Origin of the sequence: Bacteroides togonis (assembly GCF_900130135.1) — a bacterium.
Lineage (GTDB): Bacteria > Bacteroidota > Bacteroidia > Bacteroidales > Bacteroidaceae > Bacteroides > Bacteroides pullorum.
This window is the reverse complement of the sequence record NZ_LT670820.1, coordinates 3,519,100-3,543,241: the sequence shown is the minus strand read 5'-3', so window position 1 is coordinate 3,543,241 and position 24,142 is coordinate 3,519,100. Positions and strand designations below refer to the sequence as shown.

Sequence of the window (24,142 nt, the reverse complement as noted above, 5' to 3'; positions counted from 1 at the left end):
CTTTCCACAAAAATAGTCCATTTTTTTAAACGAACAATCAAACAAGTAAAAAAAACGAAAAAAGCCTCATAACTTCCTTTCAGAAGTTACAAGGCCATGTATATTTATAAAAAACTAAATTAAAGCGCACCCACTTCTTTCAGAGCAGCATTTGTCTTGTGGACAGCAGCAGCGCTGGCAGCGAACTTCGCCTTTTCATCCTCAGTAAGTTCCAGCTCAACAATCTTCTCAATGCCGTTTTTACCCAAAATAACAGGAACACCGATGCAGATATCGCTTTCGCCATATTCGCCTTCCAGATATACAGAGCAAGGAATCATCTTCTTCTGGTTATGCAAAATAGACTCTACGACATACGCTCCTGCAGCACCTGGTGCATACCAAGCCGACGTACCCAGCAATTTAGTCAGAGTAGCACCACCTACCATTGTAGCGGCAACGACCTCATTCAATTTTTCTTCACTCAAAAGGGTACTTACAGGCTGTCCTTTATAAGTAGCCAGGCGTGCCAAAGGAATCATAGTCGTATCGCCGTGTCCGCCGATCACCATTCCTTCTACCTCATTAGCATTGCAACCCAAAGCCTGAGACAGGAAATATTTGAAACGTGAGCTATCCAATGCGCCACCCATACCAATAATACGGTTCTTAGGCAAGCCAAGAGACTTCAGAGCCAAATAAGTCATCGTATCCATCGGATTGGAAATAACGACCAAAATAGCATTAGGAGAATATTTCAAGATATTTTCTGCTACAGACTTAACAATACCAGCATTAACGCCGATCAGTTCTTCACGAGTCATTCCTGGCTTGCGAGGAATACCTGAAGTGATAACAACAACATCAGAATTGGCAGTCTTCTCATAATCATTGGTGCAGCCGGTAATTACCGTATCAAAGCCCAGCAACTGAGCTGTCTGCATCATATCCATTGCCTTACCTTCTGAAACGCCTTCTTTTACGTCCAGCATTACCACCTCGTCGGCCACTTCATTAAAAGCCAACACATTAGCACATGTAGCGCCTACATTACCGGCACCTACTACGGTTACTTTTGACATAATTAAATCTTTTATTTAAAGTTGTTTAAGACAGTGCAAAAGTACGACGAGACTATCAATTAAAGAAATTTTTCCATAATAATTTTAGTTAAATGAACATTTACCTTCCAAGTAATGTTAACAAATTGACAATTAATTCCTATTTTTGCCCCCTGTAATAAACAATAAGCTGAAAATGTATAAATGAATAGCTGGAAAAGCCAAAAAACAATGATAACAATAAGCAAATCAAAACAATGAATAAAAACAAATCACTGATTATCATAGGAAGCGCCCTCGTCCTACTACTGATAGGAGTAACCACATTACTGGTTATGGAAAAAACAACCAACAAAGAATTGGTACAAGAATTCGAATTGGAAAAAGAAGATTTGGAAAACGAATACACTCGCTTCGCACAACAATATGACGAATTGAAACTGACAATTTCAAATGATTCGCTTTCCGTTCTGTTGGAACAAGAACAATTGAAAACTCAACGTCTCTTGGAAGAATTAAGGACAGTAAAAAGCAGCAATGCATCAGAAATACGCCGACTGAAAAAAGAATTGGCCAGCTTGAGAAAAGTCATGATCAGTTATATCAATCAGATCGACTCACTCAACCAGCTGACTGCCCGCCAGCAAGAAGTAATCAAAGACGTAACACGCAAATATAACGATGCCTCCCGACAGATAACCAGCCTGTCTAAAGAGAAAAAGACATTGAATGAAAAAGTCGCATTAGCCGCACAGCTTGACGTAACCAATATTCGCATTGAGGCACAAAACAAGCGTGGACGCGAAACAGACAAGGTGAAGAATGTAGTAAAATTCAAAATAGATTTCAGCATCGTGAAAAATATCACAGCTGAAACGGGTGAAAAGACATTATATCTGCGCATCACCAAACCTGATAATGGAGTACTGACCAAAAGCGAGGCAAATACATTCAAATACGAAAATCGAAACCTGACTTATTCCATCAAGAAATACATTGAATACACAGGCGAAGAACAAGCGGTCACAGTATATTGGAATGTAGAAGAATATCTATATGCAGGCAATTACCGTGTCGACATCTTTGCGGATGGAATCTTAATTGGCTCGCAAAGTTTTTCACTCAAATAAAAACCTAAAGAATCCTCAACCAACCATAAAGGGATAAAGCAAGACTTTCGAGAAAGAAGTCCTGCTTTATCCCTTTGCTTTATCACAAAAACGTAAGTTAACAGTTTTTTTTAAACCTGTATACAGAACTTTTTTATCTTTGCATTGTTGTTTATGCAATCATTGCCGACTGTTTCGGCAATCAAAATAAAAGCGATATAGCGTATGAATACAATGAAAAAGTTCTTATGTTCCACCTTATTAAGCTTATCGGTCTATGCAGTAGGCGCACAACAGGTCTTGAGCCTGGATAGTTGTCGTGCATTAGCAATGGCCAACAACAAGGAGCTATTGATAAGCCAGGAGAAGATTAATGCCGCACACTATCAAAAAAAGGCTGCTTTTGCAAATTATTTACCTAAGTTCGATGCAACAGGTGCCTACATCCGTAATCAGAAGGAAATATCACTGCTGAGTGATGCACAGAAAGATGCTTTATCCAATATCGGTACCAACCTGAGCGGTGCTTTGCAGAACGGAGTACAAAACATGATTGCACAAAACCCAGGCCTGCTACAAAACCCACAATTCATGCAGCTGTTACAAGCTTTTGGAAGTGTAGACCTGGCAGGTCCGTTAAATCAGGTAGGAAGTTCTTTAGTAGATGCTTTCCGCACTGATACACGAAACATGTATGTCGGCGCCATTACCCTGACACAGCCCCTATACATGGGTGGAAAAATACGAGCCTACAATAAAATAACCAAATATGCCGAAGAACTGGCACGCCAACAGCACAGCACAGGCATGCAGGAAGTGATACTGAACACTGACCAGGCCTACTGGCAGGTTGTATCATTGGTACACAAAAAGAAGCTGGCTGAAGGATATCTGGAATTGCTGAAGAAATTGGAAAGCGATGTAGACAAAATGATCAACGAAGGAGTAGCGACAAAAGCCGATGGCCTGTCAGTGAAGGTGAAAGTTAACGAAGCGGAAATGACGCTGACCAAAGTGGACGATGGGCTAAGTCTGTCGCGCATGTTGTTATGCCAACTGTGCGGACTGGACCTGACGACGGATATTGTATTGGAGGACGAACGGGAAGAAAACCTGAAAGAAGCCGGAATAGCTAGCAACCAAATCAATATGGAAAGTGTTTATGCCATACGCCCTGAAGTCCGTAGCTTGGAACTGGCATCCAAAATCTATGATCAAAAGGTGAACGTAACCCGTTCGGAAATGCTACCTTCCATCGCCCTGATGGGAAGCTACATGGCTACCAATCCGTCCGTATTGAATAGCTTCGAAAAGAAGTTCAAAGGCATGTGGAATGTAGGTGTCATGGTATCAGTTCCTTTATGGCACTGGGGCGAAGGTATCAATAAGGTGAAAGCAGCCAAGGCAGAAGCCAACATCGCACGCTATCAGCTGGAAGAGGCGAAAGAAAAGATTCAGTTACAGGTAAGCCAGTCCGCCTTCAAGGTGAACGAAGCAGCCAAAAAACTGGTAATGGCTGAAAAGAACCTTGAAAAAGCAGATGAAAATCTGCGCTACGCCACCTTGGGCTTCGAGGAAGGAGTAATCCCTGCCAGCAATGTATTAGAAGCTCACACAGCTTGGCTTTCCGCCCAATCCGAGAAGATAGACGCCCAGATAGACGTGAAACTGACAGATCTCTATCTGAAGAAAGCTACGGGAGAACTCACATCAATGGAGAATTGAAAATGGAGAATGAAGTATTATCAATTCTCAATTATCAATTATAAAATTATCAATTATCGAAATGGATACAAAATCGCAAAACAGTAACATGCTGCTGGCCTTCCTGACACTGGTAGGCGTCATCGCAGTAGTGGCCCTAGTAGGTTTCTTCATGCTTCACAAAGGGCCGGAAATCGTCCAAGGACAAGCAGACGTCAACGAATACCGCGTATCGAGCAAAGTGCCGGGACGCATCTTGGAGTTCCGCGTAAAAGAAGGACAACAAGTGAAGGCAGGCGATACGCTCGCCCTGCTGGAAGCGCCAGACGTACAGGCCAAGCTGGAACAGGCACAGGCAGCCGAAGCCGCTGCACAAGCACAGAACGAAAAAGCCATCAAAGGAGCACGCCAGGAGCAGATCCAGGGCGCCTATGAAATGTGGCAGAAAGCACGTGCCGGCGTGACCATTGCCGAAAAATCGTACAAACGCATAAAGAACCTGTATGACCAGGGAGTAATGTCGGCACAGAAGCTGGACGAGGTGACGGCACAGCGTGACGCGGCCATCGCTACGGAAAAGGCAGCCAAGTCGCAGTATGACATGGCCAAGAACGGTGCCGAGCGCGAAGATAAGGCAGCTGCAGCAGCTTTGGTTCAACGTGCACGCGGAGCTGTAGCCGAAGTACAATCGTACATCGCCGAGACATACCTCATTGCCCAGACGGCGGGAGAGGTTTCGGAGATCTTCCCCAAGGTGGGCGAACTGGTAGGCACAGGAGCGCCCATCATGAACATCGCCGTGATGGAGGACATGTGGGTGAGCTTCAACGTACGCGAGGACCTGCTGAAGGGACTGACCGTGGGTACAGAGTTTGAAGCCTACGTACCGGCACTGGACCGTGACATCCGACTGAAAGTGTACTATATGAAAGACCTGGGCACCTACGCTGCCTGGAAAGCCACGAAGACCACCGGCCAGTTCGACCTGAAGACGTTCGAAGTGAAGGCCAGCCCAGTGGAGAAAGTCGACGGACTGCGGCCGGGTATGAGCGTGGTGCTGGAAAAATAAAGAATGAAGAATGAGGAATGAAGATTACTCCCATTTTCAATCTTCAATTCTCAATTATCAATTATCGAAATGAACGCAACGAAATACAAAGCCTTGTGGAACGTGATGAAGCGTGAAGGAAAGCGCCTCGTCTCCCGTCCGCTCTACCTGTTCTGCATGGTAGTGGCACCGCTGTTCTGCTACGTGTTCTTCACCACGCTGATGGACTCGGGGCTGCCTCAGAACATGCCGGTGGGCATGGTGGACGAAGACATGACGACCACCTCGCGGCAACTGGTGCGCAACCTCGACGCCTTCGAACAGACGGCCGTCGTGGCCCACTACCCCAACGTGACCGAGGCACGCCAGGCCATGCAGCGGGGCGACATCTACGGCTTCTACTACATTCCAGAAGGAACTACCTCCAAAGCGCAGGCCCAGCGGCAGCCCAAGGTGTCGTTCTACACCAACAACACGCTGCTCATTGCCGGCTCGCTGCTCTACAAGGACATGAAGATGATGAGCGAACTGGCCTCGGGAGCCGCCGCCCGCTCGGTGCTCTACGCCAAGGGAGCGACGGAAGACCAGGCCATGGGATTCCTGCAGCCCATCGTCATCGACACACACCCGCTGAACAATCCGTGGATCAACTATTCGGTCTACCTGAACAACACGTTCGCGCCGGGCGTGCTGATGCTGCTCATCTTCATGGTAACGGTATTCTCCATCGGCGTGGAAATCAAGGACCGCACCGCCCGCCAGTGGCTGCGCACGGGCAACAACTCCATCTGGATTTCCCTCGCCGGCAAGCTCCTGCCCCACACCGTCGTCTTCTTCCTGATGGGCATCCTCTACAACGTCTACCTCTACGGCTTCCTGCACTTCCCCTGCAACAGCGGTATCCTGCCGATGCTCTTCGCCACCCTGTGCCTCGTGCTGGCCTCGCAGGGCATGGGCGTACTGATGATAGGCGTGCTGCCTACGCTGCGCCTGGGGCTGAGCTTCGCTTCGCTATGGGGCGTACTGTCGTTCTCGATGTGCGGCCTGTCGTTCCCGGCCATGGGCATGCACCCCACACTGCAGGCGCTGGCCAACCTCTTCCCGCTGCGCCACTACTTCCTGATCTACGTGGACCAGGCGCTGAACGGGTATCCGATGATCTATTCATGGACCAACTACGTGGCCCTGCTGCTGTTCATGATGCTGCCGTTCTTCATCGCCCACCGACTGAAAGCAGCCCTCATTTACTATAAATACGTACCGTGATGAAAAAGAAACCTACGTTCAAACAACATATCAGACAGGGCGTCTACGACCTGTTCTACATCTGGCGGCAGGAATTCCGCACGACCTTCCGCGACCAGGGGGTACTGATTTTCTTCATCCTGGTACCGCTGGTCTACCCGCTGATCTACTCGTTCATCTACACCAACGAGACGCTGCGCGACGTGCCCGCCGTGGTGGTGGACGACTCGCGCAGCACGCTGAGCCGACAGTACGTGCGCATGCTCGACGCCAGCCCCGACATCCGCGTTGTGGCCCACTGCGCCGACATGGAGGAAGCCAAGCTCGCCCTGCGCAACCGCGACGCCTACGGCATCGTCTACCTGCCCGAAACCTTCAGCGACGACATTGCCGCCGGACGGCAGACGCAGGTGAGCATCTTTTGCGATATGAGCGGACTGATGTACTACAAGGCCATGCTGAGCGCCAACACCGAAGTGTCGCTCGAGATGAACACGGAAATCAAGATAGCCCGCGCCGGAAACACCACCGACCGCCAGGACGAGGTGACGGCCTACCCCATCGAATACAAGGACGTGGCGCTGTACAACCCCACCAACGGCTTTGCCGCCTTCCTGATACCCGCCGTGCTGATGCTCATCATCCAGCAGACGCTGCTACTGGGCATCGGCCTCTCGGCCGGAACGGCCCGCGAGAAGAACCAGTTCCGCGACCTCGTGCCCATCAACCGCCACTACAACGGCACGCTGCGCATCGTCATGGGCAAGGGACTGAGCTACTTCCTGGTGTATGCGCTGGTGTCAGCCTACGTGCTCTGCGTCGTACCCTGGCTCTTCAGCCTCAACCAGATAGCCCTGCCGGGCGAACTCATCCTGTTCACCCTGCCCTACCTGAGCGCCTGCATCTTCTTCGCCATGACTGCCTCCATCGCCATCCGCAACCGCGAGACGTGCATGCTGCTGTTCGTCTTCACCTCCGTGCCGCTGCTGTTCCTTTCGGGCATCTCGTGGCCCGCCTCGGCCATCCCGCCCTTCTGGCGCTACTTCTCGTACCTGTTCCCGTCGACCTTCGGCATCAACGGCTACGTGCGCATCAACAGCATGGGGGCCACGCTGAACGAAGTGCAGTGGGAATACCAGGCCCTCTGGCTGCAAACCGGCATTTACTTCCTGACCACCTGCCTCGTCTACCGCTGGCAGATCCTGCAAAGCCGCCGTCACGTCATCGAAGCCTACAGGCGCTACAAAGCCCTGCGCGGTGAGTGACGGCGGAAACGCCTTCCCAAAAGTTTTCGGCAGCCCCTCCGAGACCTCGGAAGCCTTCCCAAAAGTTTTTGGCTGCCCTCCGAACACTCTGAAACCCTCTCAAAAGTTTTTGGCGACCCGTCCGAGACCTCGGAAACCCTCCCTAAAATTTTTGGCGACCTGTCCGAGCCTTCGGAAACCCTCCCTAAAGTTTTTGGCGACCCGTCCGAGCACTCGGAAACCTTCCCAAAAGTTTTTGGCTGCCCGTCCGAGCCCGCGGAAACCCTCCCAAAAGTTTTTGGCTGCCCGCCCGAAGACAAATAATTCCTATCCTTTTAAACTTATTAACCTTCTGCCTATTGCGATATTACGAAATATTCGTAGCTTTGCATAGAATTCAAACTAAAACTGTATTCCATGGAAAAATTGACAAGACAAGAAGAAGAAGTGATGTTGTACATCTGGAAGCTGGAGTCCTGCTACGTGAAGGACATCCTCGCCGAATTTCCCGAACCGAAGCCGCCCTACACCACCGTGGCCTCGATTGTGAAAAACCTGGAGCGGAAACAATACGTGAAGCCCAGCCGCGTGGGAAACACCTACCGCTACACCCCGCTCATCCGCGAAAGCGAATACAAGCGGACATTCATGAGCGGCTTCGTCCGCAACTACTTTGCCAATTCGTACAAGGAGATGGTCTCGTTCTTCGCCAAGGAGCAGAAGATTTCGGCCAACGACTTGAAAGACATAATTGAGATGATTGAGAAAGGAAAGGAAAAGTGAAAAATTCCTTTTCAATGAAGAATGAAGAATGTCCGCCTTGCGGACAAATGAAGAATTTCTCCATCGCACAAGAAAAGTTCTTCATCCGCCACATTCTTAATTCTTCATTCCTAATTCTTCATTTTTAATTGAAAGATATGGTCTATTTTCTGAAAATCAACGTGGCGATAGCCCTGTTCTACGCCTTCTACCGGCTGTTCTTCTACAAGGACACGTTCTTCGCCTGGCGGCGGACGGCCCTGCTCTGCTTCTTCGCCGTATCGACCGCCGTACCGCTGCTCAACATCCAGCATTGGATTGTACAGCAGGAGCCGATGGCAGCCATGGCCGACCTCTACGCCGCCGTGGTACTGCCCGAACTGACCCTGACGCCGCAGCCCGAAACGGACTGGCGACAACTGGTGGCCGACGGCATCGTCGTCGCCTACTGGCTCGTGGCCGCCCTGCTGGCCCTGCGCTTCCTCGTCCAGCTGGCCGGCATCGTCCGCCTGGCACGCCGCTGCCCCACGCAGAAGATAGACGGCACCACCGTACACCTCCTGCCCCGCGCAGAAGGCCCCTTCTCGTTCTTCCGCTGGATATTCGTCTGCCCCGACGCCCACACCGGCGACGAGCTGCACGAGATTCTGACCCACGAGCGCACCCATGCCCGCCAATGGCACTCCATCGACGTGCTGACGGGCGAACTGGCATGCATCATCTGCTGGTTCAACCCCTTTGCCTGGCTCATGAAGCGGGAAATACGCACCAACCTGGAGTACATGGCCGATGAAAAAGTCCTGGAGACCGGCCACGACTCCCGCACCTACCAATACCACCTGTTGGGTTTGTCACATCATAAGGCTGCAGCAACCATCTATAACAGTTTCAATGTATTACCCTTAAAAAAGCGTATCATTATGATGAACAAACGAAGAACCCGAGCAATAGGGAGAACCAAATACCTGATGTTCCTCCCGCTGGCCGCCCTGCTGATGATCGTCAGCAACATCGAGGCCGTAGCACGCGCCACACAGAAGATTACAACCGAAGTCATCGAGGCCGTCGCCCCTGCCGAAACGCCCGACGTGCAGTCTCAGCCTGAAAACATCGCTCCCCTGCCCCAGCAGGAGAAGTCCGACAAGGTGACCTACAAAGGAAAGATTGTAGACGAAGCGGGCAATCCGCTGAGCGACGTACAGATTATCACCGACCGGAAGTTCCAGTCAATGACCACAAGCACGGTCAACGATAAAGGAGAATTCCGCATAGAAACGTCACCCGAAGCCAGCATTGCATTCCTGTACAAAGGCAAGGACGCACAGATACTGGGCTGGGCAGGAAATCCCAAAACCCTGTCCAAGATGGACTCCAATAACATGGTTATCGTCCTGAAACCGCAACAGGCCATAAACGCCCCAACCGATGGCGGTGAGGAAGTCTATGAAGTCGTAGAAAAGATGCCGGAATTCCCCGATGGAGGCATGCCGGGACTGATGAAGTACCTGTCCGCCAACATCCGCTATCCCGAAGCGGCTCATAAGGACGGGACACAGGGACGTGTCACCGTGCAGTTCGTGGTCGGCAAGGACGGCAGCATCGGCAACGTGAGCATCCTGAGAGGCGTTGATCCCGCCCTGGACGCCGAAGCCATCCGTGTCATCAGCGGCATGCCCAAGTGGAAACCGGGCACGCAGAAAGGCGAGCCGGTCAACGTGAAATACACCGTCCCCGTCATGTTCCGCCTGACGCCCGAACCGGTGGAGAAGATAGACGAGATGATAGTAGTAGGCTACCGAAACCCCGACGCCCCCGTAACGGGCGAAGTCTATGAAGTTGCGGACAAGATGCCCGAATTTCCCGGCGGTATGACGGGACTGATGCAACACCTCAGCAAGAATATCCGCTATCCGGCCGAAGCCCACACCAATAACATACAGGGACGAGTGGTAGTATCGGTCATCATCAACACCGAAGGCAAGGTGACCAACGCCCAAATCGTCCAGAGCGTCGCCCCCAGCCTGGATGCGGAAGCCCTGCGCGTCACCGGCACCATGCCCGACTGGATACCCGGCACCAAGGACGGCAAACCCGTGAACGTGAAGTACACTTTCCCGGTCGTGTTCCGCCTGCAATAGGAAATTCTCTCTTTACATAATTGGTTCACCACAGAGGACGCCCTTGTCCTCTGTGGTGAATGCTTATTTCTTCACCTGCACAATCCGTGTAGGTTCCATCTCGATGTTGCGCTTGTCTACCTGACGCACCACGGCAGCAGCCAGCTGCAGGAAGGCGCGGCCGGTGACGGTGTCCGAATCGAGAGCCACGGGCGTACCCTTGTCACCGCTCTCACAAATGCTCTGCACAATGGGGATCTGGCCCAGCAAAGGCACCTTCAATTCCTCGGCCAGTTGCTTGCAACCATCCTTACCGAAAATGTAATACTTGTTCTCCGGCAGTTCGACGGGAGTAAACCATGCCATGTTCTCCACCAGTCCCAGAATAGGTACGTTCACCTTGTCGTTGGTGTACATGTCCACGCCCTTGCGTGCGTCGGCCAAGGCTACCTGCTGCGGCGTGCTGACGATGACGGCGCCCGTGATGGCAAGCGTCTGGAGCAGCGTCAGGTGAATGTCACTGGTGCCCGGAGGAGTGTCGAGGATGAAGTAGTCCAGGTCGCCCCAGGCGGCGTCGCCCACGAGCTGTTTCAGAGCGTTGCTGGCCATGCCGCCACGCCACAAGGTAGCCTGTTCGGGGTTGACAAAGAAGCCGATGGAAAGGAGTTTCAGGCCGTACTTCTCGATGGGAATGATGAGGTCGCGGCCGTCGATGCGCTCGGCATAGGGACGGACGTCTTCCACCTGGAACATCTTGGGGACGGAGGGACCGAAGATGTCGGCATCGAGCAGGCCGACCTTGTAGCCCAGCTTCACGAGGGCCACGGCCAGGTTGGCGGCTACGGTACTCTTGCCCACACCACCCTTGCCGCTGGATACGGCAATGACGTTCTTCACGCGCGGCAACATCTTGCCCGGTTCGGGACGGGCGGCCTGACGGCTTTCGGTACTGATCGTCACTTCCACATCGGGCGACACATAGGTATGAATGGCCGTTTCGGCCGATTTCAGCATGGACTTCATGAAGGGATCGGTGGGCTTCTCGAAGATGAGCGAGAAGCTGACCTTCATACCGTCGATGCGCAGGTTGTCGGCCACCATTTCGGCTTCGACAAGGTTCTTGCCGTTGCCCGGATAGCGCACGGTGGCCAGTGCGTCGAGAATGAGTTTCGGATAGAGAGTCATAATATATCTGTTTTTATTTGCTTGTCTGAAGTCCGCTCCGCTTGCTGCGGTTGTAGCTCCGGTAATCGTCCAGTTCGATTTCCACGTCGGGCTCCGTAAGAGTGCCTTCATGCGGCAGGCGGAAGCGGAGGTATTTGATGTTGAGCCCGCGGTCCAGCCATTGCTGTTCGTAATAAGTGCGGATGCCGAGTATCTCGTCGGCCAGGCCAGAGTGGTAAAGGTCTTCGGTCATCACTTCAACGGGCAGGTGGTTGTGCTCCACCATATACCGGGTGTAGGTGAACATGAAGTTGCTGTCCGTCTTGAGGTGCACCAGTCCGCCATCCACGAGAAATCGGCGGTAGCGTTCCATGAAGTAGGTAGACGTCAGGCGCTTGGTGGCCTTCTTCATCTGCGGGTCGGAGAAGGTGAGCCATATCTCGCTCACCTCGCCCGGTGCGAAGAAGCGGTCGATGATCTCAATCTGGGTACGCAGGAAGGCAACGTTGGTCATGCCTGCCTGGAGCGATTCGGTGGCCCCCGTCCACATGCGCGCGCCCTTGATGTCCACCCCGATGAAGTTCTTCTCGGGGAAGAGGCGGCCCAGACCTACGGTGTATTCGCCGCGGCCACAACCCAGTTCGAGCACGATAGGACGGTCGTTCTTGAAGAACCTCTCGCCCCAGTGGCCCTTCATGTCGAAGGGTACATCGTCCACAACCGAATAGGGGTATTCAAACACGTGCGGGTAATCCCGCATATCTGCAAACTTGGCTAATTTTCCTTTTCCCATAATTTAGAAAGTCTCCACCCAACCGGTGTAGTTATAGAACAGCCGGCCGGCGAAGATTTGATGAAACAATGCATATTGGTCGATGCCCGTACAATGGCATACGCCCAGCCGTTGCGGCAGGTGATCGGCCAGGTAGCGGGCTATCACTTCGTTCTTCCCGGCCCCACACGTGCGGATGTGGAAGCCGCCCAATACCAGCCTCAGATTGGCGTTGGGGAAGGTATCCAGCACCGTACGAAGGATGTTGGTGATGCCGCGGTGCGAGCAGGCACTCAGCACGGTCACGTCGCGTCCGCGCTTCAACACCAGCGCCAGTTCGTCGTCGAAACTGTCGGGGTGCCGTTCTCCGTCGATCAGCGTGTAGAAACGGTCGAAGTGGGTATCTTCCTCGTCAGCTATAGGCAGACGAGGAAAGACGAAAACACCCGGCAGGAGTTCCTCCGTATCGTCCACAAAGCGGAAGCGGGCGATGTCGAGGGTATCGGGGTGCATCAGGCCGTTCTCGCGCTCGTCCTTGAACTTTGGACGCAAGGCTTCGCGCTTGCACACCACCGCGGCGCGTTCGTTCAGCTGCAAGAAATGGTGCAGGCCGCCCGTATGGTCACGATGTCCGTGCGAAAGGACCAGGTAATCCACCTCGCGCAGGTCGATGCCCATCAGCCGCGCGTTGCGGATGAAAAGGTCGGATGCTCCCGTATCGAACAGTACCTTGCGGTCCCTTACCTCAACAAGCAGGGAAAGCCCGTGCTCTCCCTGCAATCCCTTGCCGTAAACAACGTTCTCGACGAGGGTCGTTATCTGGATGTCTCCGTTCACGCCTGTCATTCTACGATGGTTACCCAGCCGTGTACGTCGGGCTCGTCGCCATACTGAATGGCGCGCAGCTTGTGATAGAGCTTGGAGCTGATTTCACCCGGCTTGCCGTCCTTCGAGATAACATAGGAACGGTTGTTCTCGGGGTCATCGATGCGCTGGATGGGACTGATGACAGCAGCCGTACCGCAGGCACCGGCTTCCTCAAACGTAGCCAGCTCTTCTTCGGGGATGGGACGGCGTTCTACCTTCAGGCCCATGTCCTCAGCCAGCTGCATCAGGCTCTTGTTGGTGATGCTGGGCAGGATGGAGGTGGACAGCGGCGTGATGTAGGTGTTGTTCTTGATGCCGAAGAAGTTGGCGGCACCACATTCGTCCATGTATTTCTTCTCCTTGGCATCGAGGTAGAACTCGGCAGAGTAGCCGCCCTCGTGGGCTTCCTTGCTGGCACGGAGGCTGGCTGCATAGTTACCGCCCACCTTGAACGTACCGGTACCGAGTGGAGCCGCACGGTCGTACTTGCGCGTGATGACGTAGGGAGTGGTGGCAAATCCGCCCTTGAAGTACGGGCCTACGGGCGTGACGAAGATCAGGAACAGGTACTCATTGGCGGGTTTCACGCCTACCTGTGCGCCGGTACCCACCAGCAGCGGACGGATATAGAGCGACGCGCCGCTCTCGTAGGGCGGGATGAAGCGTTCGTTCAGCTTCACGACCTTGAGCACAGCCTCACGGAAACGTTCGGTCGAGAGTTCGGGCATCAGGATGCCGCGGCAGGTGGATTGCAGGCGGGCGGCGTTCTCCTCCAGGCGGAAGATGCGCACCTTGCCGTCCTTGCCCTTGAAGGCCTTCAGGCCCTCGAAGGCTTCTTGTCCGTAGTGCAGACAGGTAGCTGCCATGTGCATGGGGATGGTTTCCTCGCTGCATACTTCCAGCTCGCCCCACTGACCGTTACGATGGTAAATTCTCACGTTGTAGTCTGTCTTCATGTATCCGAAGGACAGATTTGACCAATCAATTTCTTTCATATCTTTTGTATTTTGAGTATTCCTATAGTACAACTTGCAACAAAAATACTCTTTATTCTTCACTTTCTTGCTTTTCGGCCAGTATTTTTTCGATTTCCCGGTCGGCTTTCGTCAGTTTGCTCTCGCAGAAGGCGATGATTTCGTTGGCTTCCTTGATTTTTTCGGCCAGCTGGTCTATCTCCAGTTCGTTGTTGTCAATCTGGTTGACAATCTTTTCCAAGCGGGCCATAGCCTGCGAATAGGTTTCTTTTTTCTTGGGTACGGGCATATCTTGATTGCTATTTGATGTTTTTTACAATGGAAGTAAGTGTTCCCTTATGAACCTGCGTCACCAGCACGTCGCCCTCGTGCAGCCGGGAGGCGTCCTTCACGGCACGCCCGTCCTTCAGCGTCAGGCTGTAGCCACGGGCCAGGAGTTTCTCGGGCGAAGCGTCGGCCAGGCGTTGGCGGAGCAGCTCCAGCCGATGGCGGTGGCGTGCCAGCAGAGTCTCCACGGAGCGGTGCAGGTTTTTGTGGGCAGTGAGCAGCTCCAGCTGGGCGGACGACACGCGGCGGACGGCCGACGCGGGGATGCGGTTGCGGCATTGGTACAGACGCCGGCGCTCCTGCTCCAGGCGGGCGGTCACACCTTCGTGCAGACGGACAACCAAGTCGTTCAGGCGGTCGGCAGCCTCATCCATACGGACGATGAGGTATTCGGCGGCGGCGGTCGGGGTCTTCACACGAACGTGGGCCACGGAGTCGAGCACGGTGTCGTCGCGTTCGTGCCCGATGCCGGTGATGATGGGCAGGGGAAACTGGGCACAGGCGGCGGCCAGCAGGTAGGTGTCGAAGCACGAAAGGTCGGACGTGGCGCCTCCGCCACGGATGATGACCACCACATCGAACTGCTCCACCCGGCTGTTGATGGCATCCAGCGCCTCGAGGATGGATGCCTCCACACGGTCGCCCTGCATGGCGGCGGCAAAGAGGGTCACCTGAAAGGCATAGCCACGCGGATTGTGCTCCAGCTGATGACGAAAGTCGCCATAACCCGCCGCCGTGGGCGAAGAGATGACAGCCACCCGCCGGGGCAGCACGGGCATGAACAGCTCCTTGTTCAGCGTCAGCACGCCCTCGTCCTCGAGCTGCTTCAGTATCTCGCGGCGGCGGCGCGCCATGTCGCCCAGCGTATAGGTGGGATCGATGTCATGCACGGTCAGGTTGAAGCCGTAGAGTTCGTGGAAAGAGACGCTGACCTGCACCAGCACCTTGATGCCCGCCTCGAAAGCCTGCCCCGTGCTCTCCTCGAAGTAAGGACGGAGCAGGCGGAAGACGTTGCTCCAGATAACGCCACGCGCCTTGGCCACGAGGTTGTTGCCCCGCGGATCCTTCTGCACGAACTCCACGTAGCAATGACCCGTAGCAGGATGCATGCGCACCTCGCTCAGCTCGGCCTGTACCCAATACTCATCGGGCAGACACTGCTCCAGGCAGCGACGCACCAGGGCGTTAAGGTCGTATAGGGATAAAGCGTCCATGGTCAGCGGGATTGGGACAGATATTCCTGATAAGCCTTCCAAAGGTCGGGCACGCCATAACCATAAATATTGTCAGGATAAGCGGCGCGGTCGCCCGAACGGCGTACCAGTTCAATCACCTCTTTGGCCGTCAGCTTGGGGCAGGCCTGCCACAGACAAGCCACCATGCCACACATAATGGGCGAGGCGAACGAAGTACCGTTGGCCTGGCGCAGATTACCGTCGGTACCCATCACGTCGGCCTTGTAGCCCACGGCCACCACGTCGGGCTTGATGCGGCCGTCCGCCGTATTACCGATGGACGAGAAAGAAGCCAGCACGCCATTCTTGCCCACCGCTCCCACGGTCAGCACGTTGTCGGCATCGCCCGGAGGAGTGATTTTCTTCCACGGACCGGCTCCCGCATTGCCCGCGCTGCATACCAGCACCATACCCTTGTCGGCCACATGCGAAGCCTGGCGCGACATCAGTGCGTAACAGCCGTCCAGCTGGCGGTATTCATAGTTTTTCTGCTTGTCGTCGAATTCATAGTAGCCCAGCGAGGTGTTGATGACGTCCACGCCCACGCTGTCGGCAAACTCGACGGCGGCCGACCAGTAGTCCTGCTCCACCAGGTTCTCGGAGTAGTCGTCCTCGCTGCGCAGCAACCAGTAGGAAGCCTCGGGAGCGGTGCCCACCATCACCTTCGGACGGTTCAGCCCCATGCACGACCACACGGCCATGCCGTGGCTCTGCTCGGCAAAGATATCGGCACGGGGATTGACGAAGTCCTTCACGCCCAGCACGCGGTTCATGTCGAAGGCCGTGATGCGGTCGGCGTTGTGATAACCCGCATCGATGACGGCAATGGTCATCCCCTGCCCGCGGAAGCCCGCCTCGTGCAGCTTGTCGCCGCGGCTCAGCTGTATCTGTGCGGCGCCTGCACCGTAGTAGCTCTCAGGATGTTTCTCGGGGCGGTTCACCAGCGAGTCGCGTTGGGGCGTCACCACCTCCTTGGCAGGACGCATCCACACCCGTTCGGCAGAGCGCACGAAAGGCAGGGCAGCAATGCGGCCGATGGCCGACGAGTCGTTGCACGACACCGTCACGAAGTTCTCCCATTTGCCCGTCACCACGATGTTCACTCCCTGCCGCCGTATCTCGTCCACATAGCTTCGACACACAGGCAGGTCGGTAGAGTCCACCTCCAATCCCTGGCGGTGGCGGCGCTCCAAAGCCTTCGCGGACAGAAATTCCTCAGGACGCTGCAAGGAGTACTCCGTAGCCGCCTTGTCCTTCAGGCAGATGCGATACTTCAGCGTGTCCTGTTGTGCACCCGCCGACAGGACGGTCAGGATGCCAACCAATAACCCAATCATTCGTTTCATATCATTTCCAATTTTCCATTATCCATTTTCAATTCTCAACAAACATTCCAATTCCCCGTTGCGAAGCGATGAACGCTCCGCCCACCACGCGACGGCCGATGTAGAACACCGCCGACTGGCCGGGTGCGATGGCCGATGCCTCTTCAAGGAAGTGCACCAACAGGCGTCCGTCCTCCAGGCGGCTCACCGTGCAGGGAATGGGACGGCTGCGGTAGCGTATGCGCACCGTCAGGCAGTCGCTTCCGAACACCTCCGCCTCGTCCGTCAGGCAGTCCTGCTCGGCCAGCATGTAGCGTGTCTTCAGCTGCTCGGCGTCACCCAGCATCACGGTGTTCTTCTGCGGATTGATTTTCAGTACGTAGGCCGGCTTGCCCAAGGCTATCTCCAGCCCCTTGCGTTGCCCGATGGTGTAGTACGGGAAGCCCTTGTGCTCGCCCAGCTTCACGCCCTCGGCGTTCACAAACCATCCCTTGCCCACCTCCGTATCTATCTCGGGGCTGTGCTCGCGCAGGAAGTCGCGGTAGTCGCCCTTGATGAAGCACACCTCCATGCTCTCGCCCTCGTCGGCCTTCAGCGTGTAGCCCTTGTCGCGCAGGTAGTCGCGCACCTTCAGCTTGGTGTATTCGCCCAGGGGGAAGAGGCAGCGGCGCAGCACGTCCTGCCCCAGCCGCCACAGGAAGTACGACTGATCCTTCTTGTCGTCGTCGCCTGCCACGATGTAGCGTTTGCCGTTCCTGTCCTCCAGCCGCGTATAGTGGCCCGTGGCGATGTAGGCACAACCCAGGCGGTCGGCCCACTCCGTCAGGATGCGGAACTTGAACAGCGGGTTGCACATCACACAGGGGTTGGGCGTGCGTCCCGCGCGGTATTCGTCGATGAAATATTGTACGATGGTGCGGCGGAAGCCCTCGCGCTCGTCGGGCACGTGGTGCTCGATGCCCATGCTCTCGGCCAGGCGGCGTGCCTCCACCGGCTCGTCGCCCCACACCCACATGGTGAGCCCCACAATCTCGTAGCCCTGCTCGCGCAGCATCAGGCACGTGGCGGTGCTGTCTATGCCGCCGCTCATGCCCACCAAAACTCTCTTTTCAGGTCCGTTCATAAATTGTTGGTTCTATTATGGAAAGACAAAGGTACTGTTTTTTGCCCATTCTTCCGCACTCCCCGCCTACAAAATGGCCAAAGCGATGCAGGCGCAAGCCTCGGCGTCGGCCAGGGCATGGTGGTGGCGCGTCAGGTCGTAGCCGCATCGGGCGGCCACCGTCTGAAGCTGGTGGTTGGGCAGCTGCTTGCCGAAGGTACGTCGAGAGGCACGACACGTGCAATAGAAGGCATAGTCAGGATAGCCCATACCGAAAGCCTTAAAGGCCGCCCGCAGGCACCCCTCGTCGAAGGGGCTGTTGTGGGCCACCAGCGGAAGTCCCTCCAGCCGCGGAGCCACCTCTTGCCAGACAGTGGGGAACTCAGGCGCACGGTCGGTGTCCTGCCGCGTCAGCCCGTGCACCTGCGTATTCCAGTAGCTGTAATAGTTGGGAAAGGGACGTATCAGTCGCTAGATTTTCTCCCTGACCACTCCGTCCTTCACAATGACGATGCCCACGCTACATACGCTGCTGCGCTCGCCGTTGGCCGTCTCGAAATCGATGGCCGCAAAGTCCTTCATCAGCATTTCCTCCTCTTTCTTATTTTGGACAAAAATAAGAAAAATATCCGCACTTTCATCGCTGTAACACAAACGAAACATGTATGACACATCTTCATAACACATATTTCCGAGCTTTGCCCCCGAAAATCAATGAAAAAACAATCAAACGATCAAAATGAAAAAAACAATCCTCCTGCTGGCGGCCGTCCTGATGGCCGCGTCCACCCTCTCCGCCCAAAGCGCGGGAAACGATGAAGACGGGAAGAAAATCGACAAGGAAAAGCTGGAAACCAAAGACTACCTGCCCAAAGTGAACGGAACCATCCGTGCCAAGTACGAATACCAGACGGGCATGGGAGCCGGCCGCTTCGAGGTGCGCAACGCACGCGTCAGCCTGACGGGCAACATCCTGCCCATCGTGGCCTACAAGGCGGAAATTGACCTCTCGGACGAAGGACAGATCAAAATGCTCGATGCCTATGCCCGCATCTTCCCCGCCAAGGGACTGACGGTGACGGCCGGACAGATGCGCGTCCCCTTCACCATCGACGCCCACCGCTCACCCCACCAGCAATACTTTGCCAACCGCTCGTTCATCGCCAAGCAGGTGGGTAACGTGCGCGACGTGGGCCTTACCCTGGGCTACGAACTGCCTACCACCCTGCCCGTCAAACTGGAAGGAGGACTCTACAACGGCACAGGACTGACCAACCAGAAGGTGTGGCACAAGGAGGTGAACTACTCTGCCAAGGCCGTCGTCCTGCCCACCGAAGGACTGAACCTCACCCTGAGTGTGCAGGGCATCAAGCCCGAAGACGTATGGATGCGCTCCTACGACATCGGCACCTACTATGAGGCAGGCCGCTTCCACATCGAAGGCGAATACCTCTACAAGCAGTATTCGGACAACGCTTTCAAGGACGTACACTCCGTCGACGCCTTCATCAACTACGACCAGCCTCTGAAGAAAGTCTTCCAGAAGATGTCTTTCCTGGCCCGCTACGACATGATGACCGACCAAAACGACGCCAAGACCCGCGACGAAGCCACGGGTGCCCTGACCATTACCGACTACAAGCGCCACCGACTGACGGGCGGAATCACTTTCAGCCTCAGCAAGGCCTTCCGCACGGACATCCGCCTGAACTACGAGAAATACTTCTACCCCGAAGGCAGCATCGCCAAGGAATCGGAGCAGGACAAGGTGGTACTGGAGCTGATGGTCCGCTTCTGACGAAATGACACATTGATTTCCCGACCGCCTGAGAATCGCGTATTTCCGCCCAAAGGCAAGGCCGTCGCCAAAGAACGAAGTGTTTTTCCGTATCAAGCTATCCATCAGAAGGATAGCAAAGTCTTTACATTTGAAATAGAAGAAAACGACCGCCGCCAGAGACGAAAACAACAGAAAAGTGGCACTTTGGCGGCGTAACTATGAACTTCAGCAGCGTAAAGTGGCACTTTAGGAGCAGAAAACATACACTTTTCCTACAGAAAACATTGCTTTTTCCATCCGAAAACATACTTTCCGCCGCCCCAAAACAGACAATCGGATGCCCGTAGACAAGCTTCCGCCCCACTGAGAAGACGTATTCAGTCCTGTTTTTCTCTCCATTCAACCTTTTTACAAAAGGCACCTGTCAGCAAAAAAGGCCATCGGACTTCTTTTTGTCGATATTCAGATATAATCTGCGACACTTTGTACTTTACCGAAACGTCACTTTTTCCCTAGCCTTCCCTCAATTTTCCGCCCGACGGCTTGCTTTTTTCAGAAAAAAACCGTATCTTGGACGAAAGAAAAACAGCTTATGGCCCAACCTAAACTACCGAATCTATCGGACAGCGAACAGGCCCTGCTGTACCAGAAACTAAACCTGTACAATCGGGGCAGAGTCTCCTATAAGGAGGCCGGAGCCTATCTGGTCGTGCTTCCGCGCGAGGGAAAACCGCAGTACACCCTATGGGTCTACTCTCCCCTACCCAGCCGTCAGTCCATCTTCTACCTCTGCGACCTCTCGACTGACGTCCACGAAGCCCTGCGCATGGCCAGCACCCTCTGTTTCTACTCCACCCGCAGCCTGTATCTGACGGAATACAACGCCAAGCGCATGCAGAGCAGGGGCGACGACCTTATCCCCTTCGGCAAATACCGTGGCCACTTCCTGCACGAGATACTGAACATCGACCCTGCCTACCTGGGCTGGATAGCTTACAAGTTCGAACCGCGCATCCCCAAGCAGGCCCGCTTCGTGCTCATCGCCCGCATCTACCACTCCGCCTACCTGGACATCCAGCGCCGCAAGATGCACCAAAAGCCCACCGGCACTTTCTTGGGCAAGGAAGGCGACAGACTGGAAAACCTGACGCTGAGGGTCACCGCCGTGCGCGTGGAAGACAATCCCTACAAGACACGGGTGCGCAACGGCACGGCCTTCTTCTACGTACGCCAGCAGCTCCGGCTGAAGGACGCGTCGGGCAACAGCGTCGCGCTGACCGTCAACACCCGCACGGCCAGCCGCTACTCTTGCACGCTACCTGCCACCGAGCACGCCTATCAGGTCGGCGAGACCATCAGAATAGCCTCGGCACGGGTGGCCCGCACCTATATGGTGGGAGCTACACCTTGCACGAGGCTGCATTACGTCAGGCTTCAATGAACGATTATTTCTTCAGGAAGCTGTCAGGATAGGTCGAACGGTTCACCTGCTGGCCGCCGGCCAGGTCAATCCATGTATCAAACGTACGCTGGCCTTCCTTCAGCACGATGACACGGGCACCGTTGGGCAGGTGGTTGTAGACGGTATTTCCGCCCGTATAGCGTCCGTAGGCCAGCAGGATGCCGTGCCACATCACAGCATAGTCGTTGTCATGGTCGTGGCCCACGAAGACACCCATCACATCGCCCGCTTCTTTCATGGCAGTGAACATACCCGTATTCAGGGCAGGTGCACAGGCTTTTTCCATGCGTGTACCTATCAGGATAGCTCCTTCGCTGGAGGCAGCCTGGTTGTATTCGGGCAGCGGAATGTGGAAGAAAGACAGGGCAGGCAGCGGTTGGCCCCCGTTGGCCTCCGTAAACGCAGCGCTCTGGCGGCGGTAGTTCTCCACCTGGTCGAACGTCAGCCAGTCGTATCCCTTCACATCCTTCAATTTGGAATAGGAATGGGAGTCGAAGAAATAGAGTGCGGCCGCATGGCTTCCCTTGCCGTCGGACGACTGCACCGTCAAGGTATAATCAGGTGAAGCCTGCTCTCCACGGTCGGGCATCAGACAGCCGGGTACGGAGCGGATAATGTCATACAGCTGTGTGCGGGTCATGCCCTGCTCGTCGTCATGGTTTCCGAACGTTACGACAAACGGCACGTTGTGGGCCGCTACCCGTTCGAGCACCGTACGCATTCCCTTGTCGGCCGGCTTGGCATAAATCACATCACCTGTCAATACAACCAGGTCGGGACGCTCGGCCTTCAGCACTTCATCAATACGTTCCAACGCAATGTCCGAAGCTGGATTGCCATACTTGAAGTGAACGTCGGTAAACTGAACAATCTTGAACTCACCCGCCTCATTGAACTTCAAGGCTGATTTTTGGGCATACAAGGAAACAAGTCCTACGCCCATCAGAAACAGAAAAAACAAAACACGTTTCATAGAGATTTAAAATATAAGATTATGAATAATAGAATCCCAGCACTTAGAGTTTTTCTACCAGTACTGTCGCATAAGCCGATATACCTTCCTCACGACCAGTAAAACCCAGCTTCTCGGTCGTAGTAGCTTTGATAGAAACATCGTCCGCATCCACCCCCATCACGCAAGCCAAAGTCTGCTGCATCTCAGGAATACGTGCTTTTAGCTTAGGCCGCTCTGCACAAACGGTGGCGTCAATGCTGCCTACCTTATAACCCTTTGTAGCAATCAGCTCCACGGTTTTCTTCAGCAGAACTTTACTATCAATATTCTTGAACTCACCTGCCGTATCAGGGAAATGATAGCCAATGTCGCGCATATTAGCGGCTCCCAACAGGGCATCACAAATGGCATGTATCAGCACGTCAGCATCGCTATGCCCCAAAAGTCCTTTCTCGTGTTCCAAGCGAATACCGCCCAACCACAATTCACGGCCCTCCACCAACTGGTGAACATCAAAGCCAAAACCTACACGTATTTTCATAATTAAGAATGAAGAATTGATAATTGAAAATTCATCAGTACCCCTGCAGGGTAGTCTATCGGATATGGAAGTCAAGCAGTTTATCGTTGCCCAGGTAGCCCTCCAAATGTTGCCCTATGCTCACGGGGCCCACTCCTACGGGCGTGCCAGTATAGAGCAGGTCGCCAATCTTCAAGGTCATAAAACGACTGACGTAAGCAATAATGTCGTCCACACAGAACAACATATCGGCAGTACATCCTTGTTGCACAGTTTTTCCATCTATATCGAGATGAAAGTTCAACCGTTGCACATCGCCTCCAACCTCAGCCAACGGTACAAAATTACCAATAGCAGCCGAACCATCGAACCCCTTGCAAAGTTCCCATGGATTACCCACCTCGCGGAAACGGCGCTGCATGTCGCGAGCTGTAAAATCGATGCCCACCGTCACAGCATCATAATAACGATGAGCGAAACGCGGCGCGATACACTTGCCCAAGCGACAGATGCGAACTACCACTTCGGTTTCATAATGCACTTCGTTCGAAAAATCAGGAAGGAAAAAAGGTTTGCCATCCTTCAGGATAGCCGAGTCGGGCTTCAGAAAAATCACAGGCTCCTTGTTTTCCTGTTCATGCCCTAGTTCACGATTGTGCAGGGCATAGTTCATTCCTACTGCTATAATCTTCATTACTTGATTTCGTTAAAGTTAAGGCGGTTGAACATTACCGCCAAATGAGCATAAAGCGAAGTATTCTGCACGACAATAGACTCTGGCACACGGATACGGAAAGGCGTAAAGTTCCACACGGCCTTAATGCCGCCCTCCACCATGTAGTCCGTTATTTGCTGAGCAATCTCAATGGGCACAGTCAGTACCCCAATATTCACATCGTACTCCTGCATTTTCTGACGGAAATCGTCGGTATGGAAAATGGGAATGCCATTCAGTTTCGTACCCACCAACGAAGGATTAATATCGAAGGCCGCCACAATCTCCAGCCCAAAGTGACGCAGACCTGAATCATGAAGCAAAGCACCACCCAGACTTCCCACGCCAAAGAGAAAAGCCTTATGCAAATTAGTGAAGCCCAGAAAATCTTCCAGCACGGCAATCAACGTATCTACCTCATAACCCACCCGCGTACGTCCCGAAATATTGACATACGAAAGATCTTTAGCTATCTGCGAAGCATCGATATTGATTTCTTTAGATATTTGAGTTGAGGAGACAAAACGTTCTCCCTTCTGTTTCAGCAACTTGACATTAGAAAGATACCACGGAAGGCGTCGCAACGTCGGCTCCGGCACCCGCAAGGACTCTCTATTCTGCAACAAACTGCTCATCGTTTTCTATAAATTTATCAGATTGTAATGGACAAAAGTA

At 54.0% G+C, this 24,142-nt stretch carries 24 protein-coding genes; 9 read left to right on the top strand and 15 right to left on the bottom strand.

Going from position 1 to position 24,142, the window contains the following annotated elements; translation table 11 throughout:
- Window positions 1–119: 119 nt before the first annotated feature.
- The gene (gene mdh, locus BQ8005_RS14870; RefSeq protein ID WP_021846937.1) at window positions 120–1,061 is read right to left on the bottom strand and encodes a malate dehydrogenase; all 942 of its coding nucleotides are present in this window, start codon (window positions 1,059–1,061) and stop codon (window positions 120–122) included.
- 236 nt (window positions 1,062–1,297) lie between these two features.
- Here mdh and BQ8005_RS14865 point away from each other — a divergent pair, with 236 nt between their 5' ends.
- The 7 genes from BQ8005_RS14865 (at window position 1,298) to BQ8005_RS14835 (ending at window position 10,290) form a co-directional block, all read left to right on the top strand.
- The gene (locus BQ8005_RS14865; protein WP_021846936.1) at window positions 1,298–2,170 is read left to right on the top strand and encodes a coiled-coil domain-containing protein; all 873 of its coding nucleotides are present in this window, start codon (window positions 1,298–1,300) and stop codon (window positions 2,168–2,170) included.
- Window positions 2,171–2,383: 213 nt separating this feature from the next.
- Window positions 2,384–3,874, top strand: coding sequence for a TolC family protein (locus tag BQ8005_RS14860; protein ID WP_075319285.1), 1,491 nt, complete (start codon window positions 2,384–2,386; stop codon window positions 3,872–3,874).
- Window positions 3,875–3,935: 61 nt separating this feature from the next.
- The gene (locus tag BQ8005_RS14855; RefSeq protein WP_075318587.1) at window positions 3,936–4,922 is read left to right on the top strand and encodes an HlyD family secretion protein; all 987 of its coding nucleotides are present in this window, start codon (window positions 3,936–3,938) and stop codon (window positions 4,920–4,922) included.
- 69 nt (window positions 4,923–4,991) lie between these two features.
- Entirely contained in the window at window positions 4,992–6,167 is a 1,176-nt protein-coding gene (locus BQ8005_RS14850; RefSeq protein ID WP_075318586.1) for an ABC transporter permease, read from the top strand.
- A complete protein-coding gene (locus BQ8005_RS14845; RefSeq protein WP_021846931.1) occupies window positions 6,167–7,411 on the top strand; it encodes an ABC transporter permease in 1,245 nt (414 codons plus the stop codon). Before BQ8005_RS14850 ends, BQ8005_RS14845 begins: the two co-directional genes overlap by 1 nt.
- A 396-nt stretch (window positions 7,412–7,807) precedes the next feature.
- Window positions 7,808–8,173, top strand: coding sequence for a BlaI/MecI/CopY family transcriptional regulator (locus BQ8005_RS14840; protein ID WP_021846930.1), 366 nt, complete (start codon window positions 7,808–7,810; stop codon window positions 8,171–8,173).
- 137 nt (window positions 8,174–8,310) lie between these two features.
- Window positions 8,311–10,290, top strand: a complete 1,980-nt coding sequence (locus BQ8005_RS14835; RefSeq protein WP_075318585.1) for a M56 family metallopeptidase — start codon at window positions 8,311–8,313, stop codon at window positions 10,288–10,290.
- Between the two features lie 63 nt (window positions 10,291–10,353).
- Here BQ8005_RS14835 and BQ8005_RS14830 read toward each other — a convergent pair whose 3' ends face one another.
- The 10 genes from BQ8005_RS14830 to BQ8005_RS17735 form a co-directional block, all read right to left on the bottom strand.
- A complete protein-coding gene (locus BQ8005_RS14830; protein ID WP_075318584.1) occupies window positions 10,354–11,454 on the bottom strand; it encodes an Mrp/NBP35 family ATP-binding protein in 1,101 nt (366 codons plus the stop codon).
- 13 nt (window positions 11,455–11,467) lie between these two features.
- A complete protein-coding gene (trmB, locus tag BQ8005_RS14825) occupies window positions 11,468–12,226 on the bottom strand; it encodes a tRNA (guanosine(46)-N7)-methyltransferase TrmB (RefSeq protein ID WP_021846926.1) in 759 nt (252 codons plus the stop codon).
- 3 nt (window positions 12,227–12,229) lie between these two features.
- Window positions 12,230–13,051 carry an MBL fold metallo-hydrolase gene (locus BQ8005_RS14820; protein ID WP_075318583.1) on the bottom strand — a complete coding sequence of 274 codons (822 nt, stop codon included), beginning with the start codon at window positions 13,049–13,051 and terminating at the stop codon, window positions 12,230–12,232.
- Window positions 13,048–14,100, bottom strand: coding sequence for a branched-chain amino acid aminotransferase (locus BQ8005_RS14815; protein WP_262484408.1), 1,053 nt, complete (start codon window positions 14,098–14,100; stop codon window positions 13,048–13,050). Before BQ8005_RS14815 ends, BQ8005_RS14820 begins: the two co-directional genes overlap by 4 nt.
- Before the next feature lie 19 nt (window positions 14,101–14,119).
- On the bottom strand, window positions 14,120–14,335 hold the full coding sequence (xseB, locus tag BQ8005_RS14810) for an exodeoxyribonuclease VII small subunit (RefSeq protein WP_021846923.1): 216 nt from the start codon (window positions 14,333–14,335) through the stop codon (window positions 14,120–14,122).
- 10 nt (window positions 14,336–14,345) lie between these two features.
- Window positions 14,346–15,587: an exodeoxyribonuclease VII large subunit gene (gene xseA / locus BQ8005_RS14805; RefSeq protein ID WP_075318582.1), complete on the bottom strand. Its 1,242-nt coding sequence runs from the start codon at window positions 15,585–15,587 to the stop codon at window positions 14,346–14,348.
- Between the two features lie 2 nt (window positions 15,588–15,589).
- On the bottom strand, window positions 15,590–16,954 hold the full coding sequence (locus BQ8005_RS14800) for a S8 family peptidase (RefSeq protein ID WP_075318581.1): 1,365 nt from the start codon (window positions 16,952–16,954) through the stop codon (window positions 15,590–15,592).
- Between the two features lie 28 nt (window positions 16,955–16,982).
- Entirely contained in the window at window positions 16,983–18,056 is a 1,074-nt protein-coding gene (gene mnmA / locus BQ8005_RS14795; protein ID WP_075318580.1) for a tRNA 2-thiouridine(34) synthase MnmA, read from the bottom strand.
- A gap of 66 nt (window positions 18,057–18,122) precedes the next feature.
- Window positions 18,123–18,503, bottom strand: coding sequence for an exonuclease domain-containing protein (locus BQ8005_RS14790; protein ID WP_234984098.1), 381 nt, complete (start codon window positions 18,501–18,503; stop codon window positions 18,123–18,125).
- A 3-nt stretch (window positions 18,504–18,506) separates the two neighbouring features.
- Entirely contained in the window at window positions 18,507–18,722 is a 216-nt protein-coding gene (locus tag BQ8005_RS17735; RefSeq protein ID WP_234984063.1) for a hypothetical protein, read from the bottom strand.
- Window positions 18,723–18,774: 52 nt separating this feature from the next.
- Here BQ8005_RS17735 and BQ8005_RS14785 point away from each other — a divergent pair, with 52 nt between their 5' ends.
- Together BQ8005_RS14785 and BQ8005_RS14775 are read left to right on the top strand one after the other, a co-directional pair.
- On the top strand, window positions 18,775–19,833 hold the full coding sequence (locus tag BQ8005_RS14785; protein ID WP_075318579.1) for a porin: 1,059 nt from the start codon (window positions 18,775–18,777) through the stop codon (window positions 19,831–19,833).
- Between the two features lie 574 nt (window positions 19,834–20,407).
- Window positions 20,408–21,256 (top strand): exodeoxyribonuclease X C-terminal domain-containing protein, encoded by an 849-nt coding sequence (locus BQ8005_RS14775; protein WP_075318577.1) that lies wholly within the window; start codon window positions 20,408–20,410, stop codon window positions 21,254–21,256.
- 4 nt (window positions 21,257–21,260) lie between these two features.
- On the opposite strand, the gene BQ8005_RS14770 is transcribed toward BQ8005_RS14775, so the two are convergent.
- From BQ8005_RS14770 to BQ8005_RS14755, 4 genes are read right to left on the bottom strand one after another with little or no spacing between them, the layout of a single operon-like run.
- On the bottom strand, window positions 21,261–22,250 hold the full coding sequence (locus BQ8005_RS14770; RefSeq protein WP_075318576.1) for a metallophosphoesterase family protein: 990 nt from the start codon (window positions 22,248–22,250) through the stop codon (window positions 21,261–21,263).
- A gap of 43 nt (window positions 22,251–22,293) precedes the next feature.
- Window positions 22,294–22,773, bottom strand: coding sequence for a 2-C-methyl-D-erythritol 2,4-cyclodiphosphate synthase (gene ispF, locus BQ8005_RS14765; protein ID WP_075318575.1), 480 nt, complete (start codon window positions 22,771–22,773; stop codon window positions 22,294–22,296).
- A 55-nt stretch (window positions 22,774–22,828) separates the two neighbouring features.
- Window positions 22,829–23,446 (bottom strand): fumarylacetoacetate hydrolase family protein, encoded by a 618-nt coding sequence (locus BQ8005_RS14760; protein ID WP_075318574.1) that lies wholly within the window; start codon window positions 23,444–23,446, stop codon window positions 22,829–22,831.
- Window positions 23,446–24,102, bottom strand: a complete 657-nt coding sequence (locus BQ8005_RS14755; RefSeq protein WP_021846913.1) for a redox-sensing transcriptional repressor Rex — start codon at window positions 24,100–24,102, stop codon at window positions 23,446–23,448. Before BQ8005_RS14755 ends, BQ8005_RS14760 begins: the two co-directional genes overlap by 1 nt.
- Between the last annotated feature and the right edge of the window lie 40 nt (window positions 24,103–24,142).

Coding starts and splice junctions, on each gene's coding strand:
- mdh (WP_021846937.1), bottom strand. CDS start 1,061: ATGTCAAAAGTAACCGTAGTAGGTGCCGGTAATGTAGGCGCTACATGT.
- BQ8005_RS14865 (WP_021846936.1), top strand. CDS start 1,298: ATGAATAAAAACAAATCACTGATTATCATAGGAAGCGCCCTCGTCCTA.
- BQ8005_RS14860 (WP_075319285.1), top strand. CDS start 2,384: ATGAAAAAGTTCTTATGTTCCACCTTATTAAGCTTATCGGTCTATGCA.
- BQ8005_RS14855 (WP_075318587.1), top strand. CDS start 3,936: ATGGATACAAAATCGCAAAACAGTAACATGCTGCTGGCCTTCCTGACA.
- BQ8005_RS14850 (WP_075318586.1), top strand. CDS start 4,992: ATGAACGCAACGAAATACAAAGCCTTGTGGAACGTGATGAAGCGTGAA.
- BQ8005_RS14845 (WP_021846931.1), top strand. CDS start 6,167: ATGAAAAAGAAACCTACGTTCAAACAACATATCAGACAGGGCGTCTAC.
- BQ8005_RS14840 (WP_021846930.1), top strand. CDS start 7,808: ATGGAAAAATTGACAAGACAAGAAGAAGAAGTGATGTTGTACATCTGG.
- BQ8005_RS14835 (WP_075318585.1), top strand. CDS start 8,311: ATGGTCTATTTTCTGAAAATCAACGTGGCGATAGCCCTGTTCTACGCC.
- BQ8005_RS14830 (WP_075318584.1), bottom strand. CDS start 11,454: ATGACTCTCTATCCGAAACTCATTCTCGACGCACTGGCCACCGTGCGC.
- trmB (WP_021846926.1), bottom strand. CDS start 12,226: ATGGGAAAAGGAAAATTAGCCAAGTTTGCAGATATGCGGGATTACCCG.
- BQ8005_RS14820 (WP_075318583.1), bottom strand. CDS start 13,051: ATGACAGGCGTGAACGGAGACATCCAGATAACGACCCTCGTCGAGAAC.
- xseB (WP_021846923.1), bottom strand. CDS start 14,335: ATGCCCGTACCCAAGAAAAAAGAAACCTATTCGCAGGCTATGGCCCGC.
- xseA (WP_075318582.1), bottom strand. CDS start 15,587: ATGGACGCTTTATCCCTATACGACCTTAACGCCCTGGTGCGTCGCTGC.
- BQ8005_RS14800 (WP_075318581.1), bottom strand. CDS start 16,954: ATGAAACGAATGATTGGGTTATTGGTTGGCATCCTGACCGTCCTGTCG.
- mnmA (WP_075318580.1), bottom strand. CDS start 18,056: ATGAACGGACCTGAAAAGAGAGTTTTGGTGGGCATGAGCGGCGGCATA.
- BQ8005_RS17735 (WP_234984063.1), bottom strand. CDS start 18,722: ATGTGTTATGAAGATGTGTCATACATGTTTCGTTTGTGTTACAGCGAT.
- BQ8005_RS14785 (WP_075318579.1), top strand. CDS start 18,775: ATGAAAAAAACAATCCTCCTGCTGGCGGCCGTCCTGATGGCCGCGTCC.
- BQ8005_RS14775 (WP_075318577.1), top strand. CDS start 20,408: ATGGCCCAACCTAAACTACCGAATCTATCGGACAGCGAACAGGCCCTG.
- BQ8005_RS14770 (WP_075318576.1), bottom strand. CDS start 22,250: ATGAAACGTGTTTTGTTTTTTCTGTTTCTGATGGGCGTAGGACTTGTT.
- ispF (WP_075318575.1), bottom strand. CDS start 22,773: ATGAAAATACGTGTAGGTTTTGGCTTTGATGTTCACCAGTTGGTGGAG.
- BQ8005_RS14760 (WP_075318574.1), bottom strand. CDS start 23,446: ATGAAGATTATAGCAGTAGGAATGAACTATGCCCTGCACAATCGTGAA.
- BQ8005_RS14755 (WP_021846913.1), bottom strand. CDS start 24,102: ATGAGCAGTTTGTTGCAGAATAGAGAGTCCTTGCGGGTGCCGGAGCCG.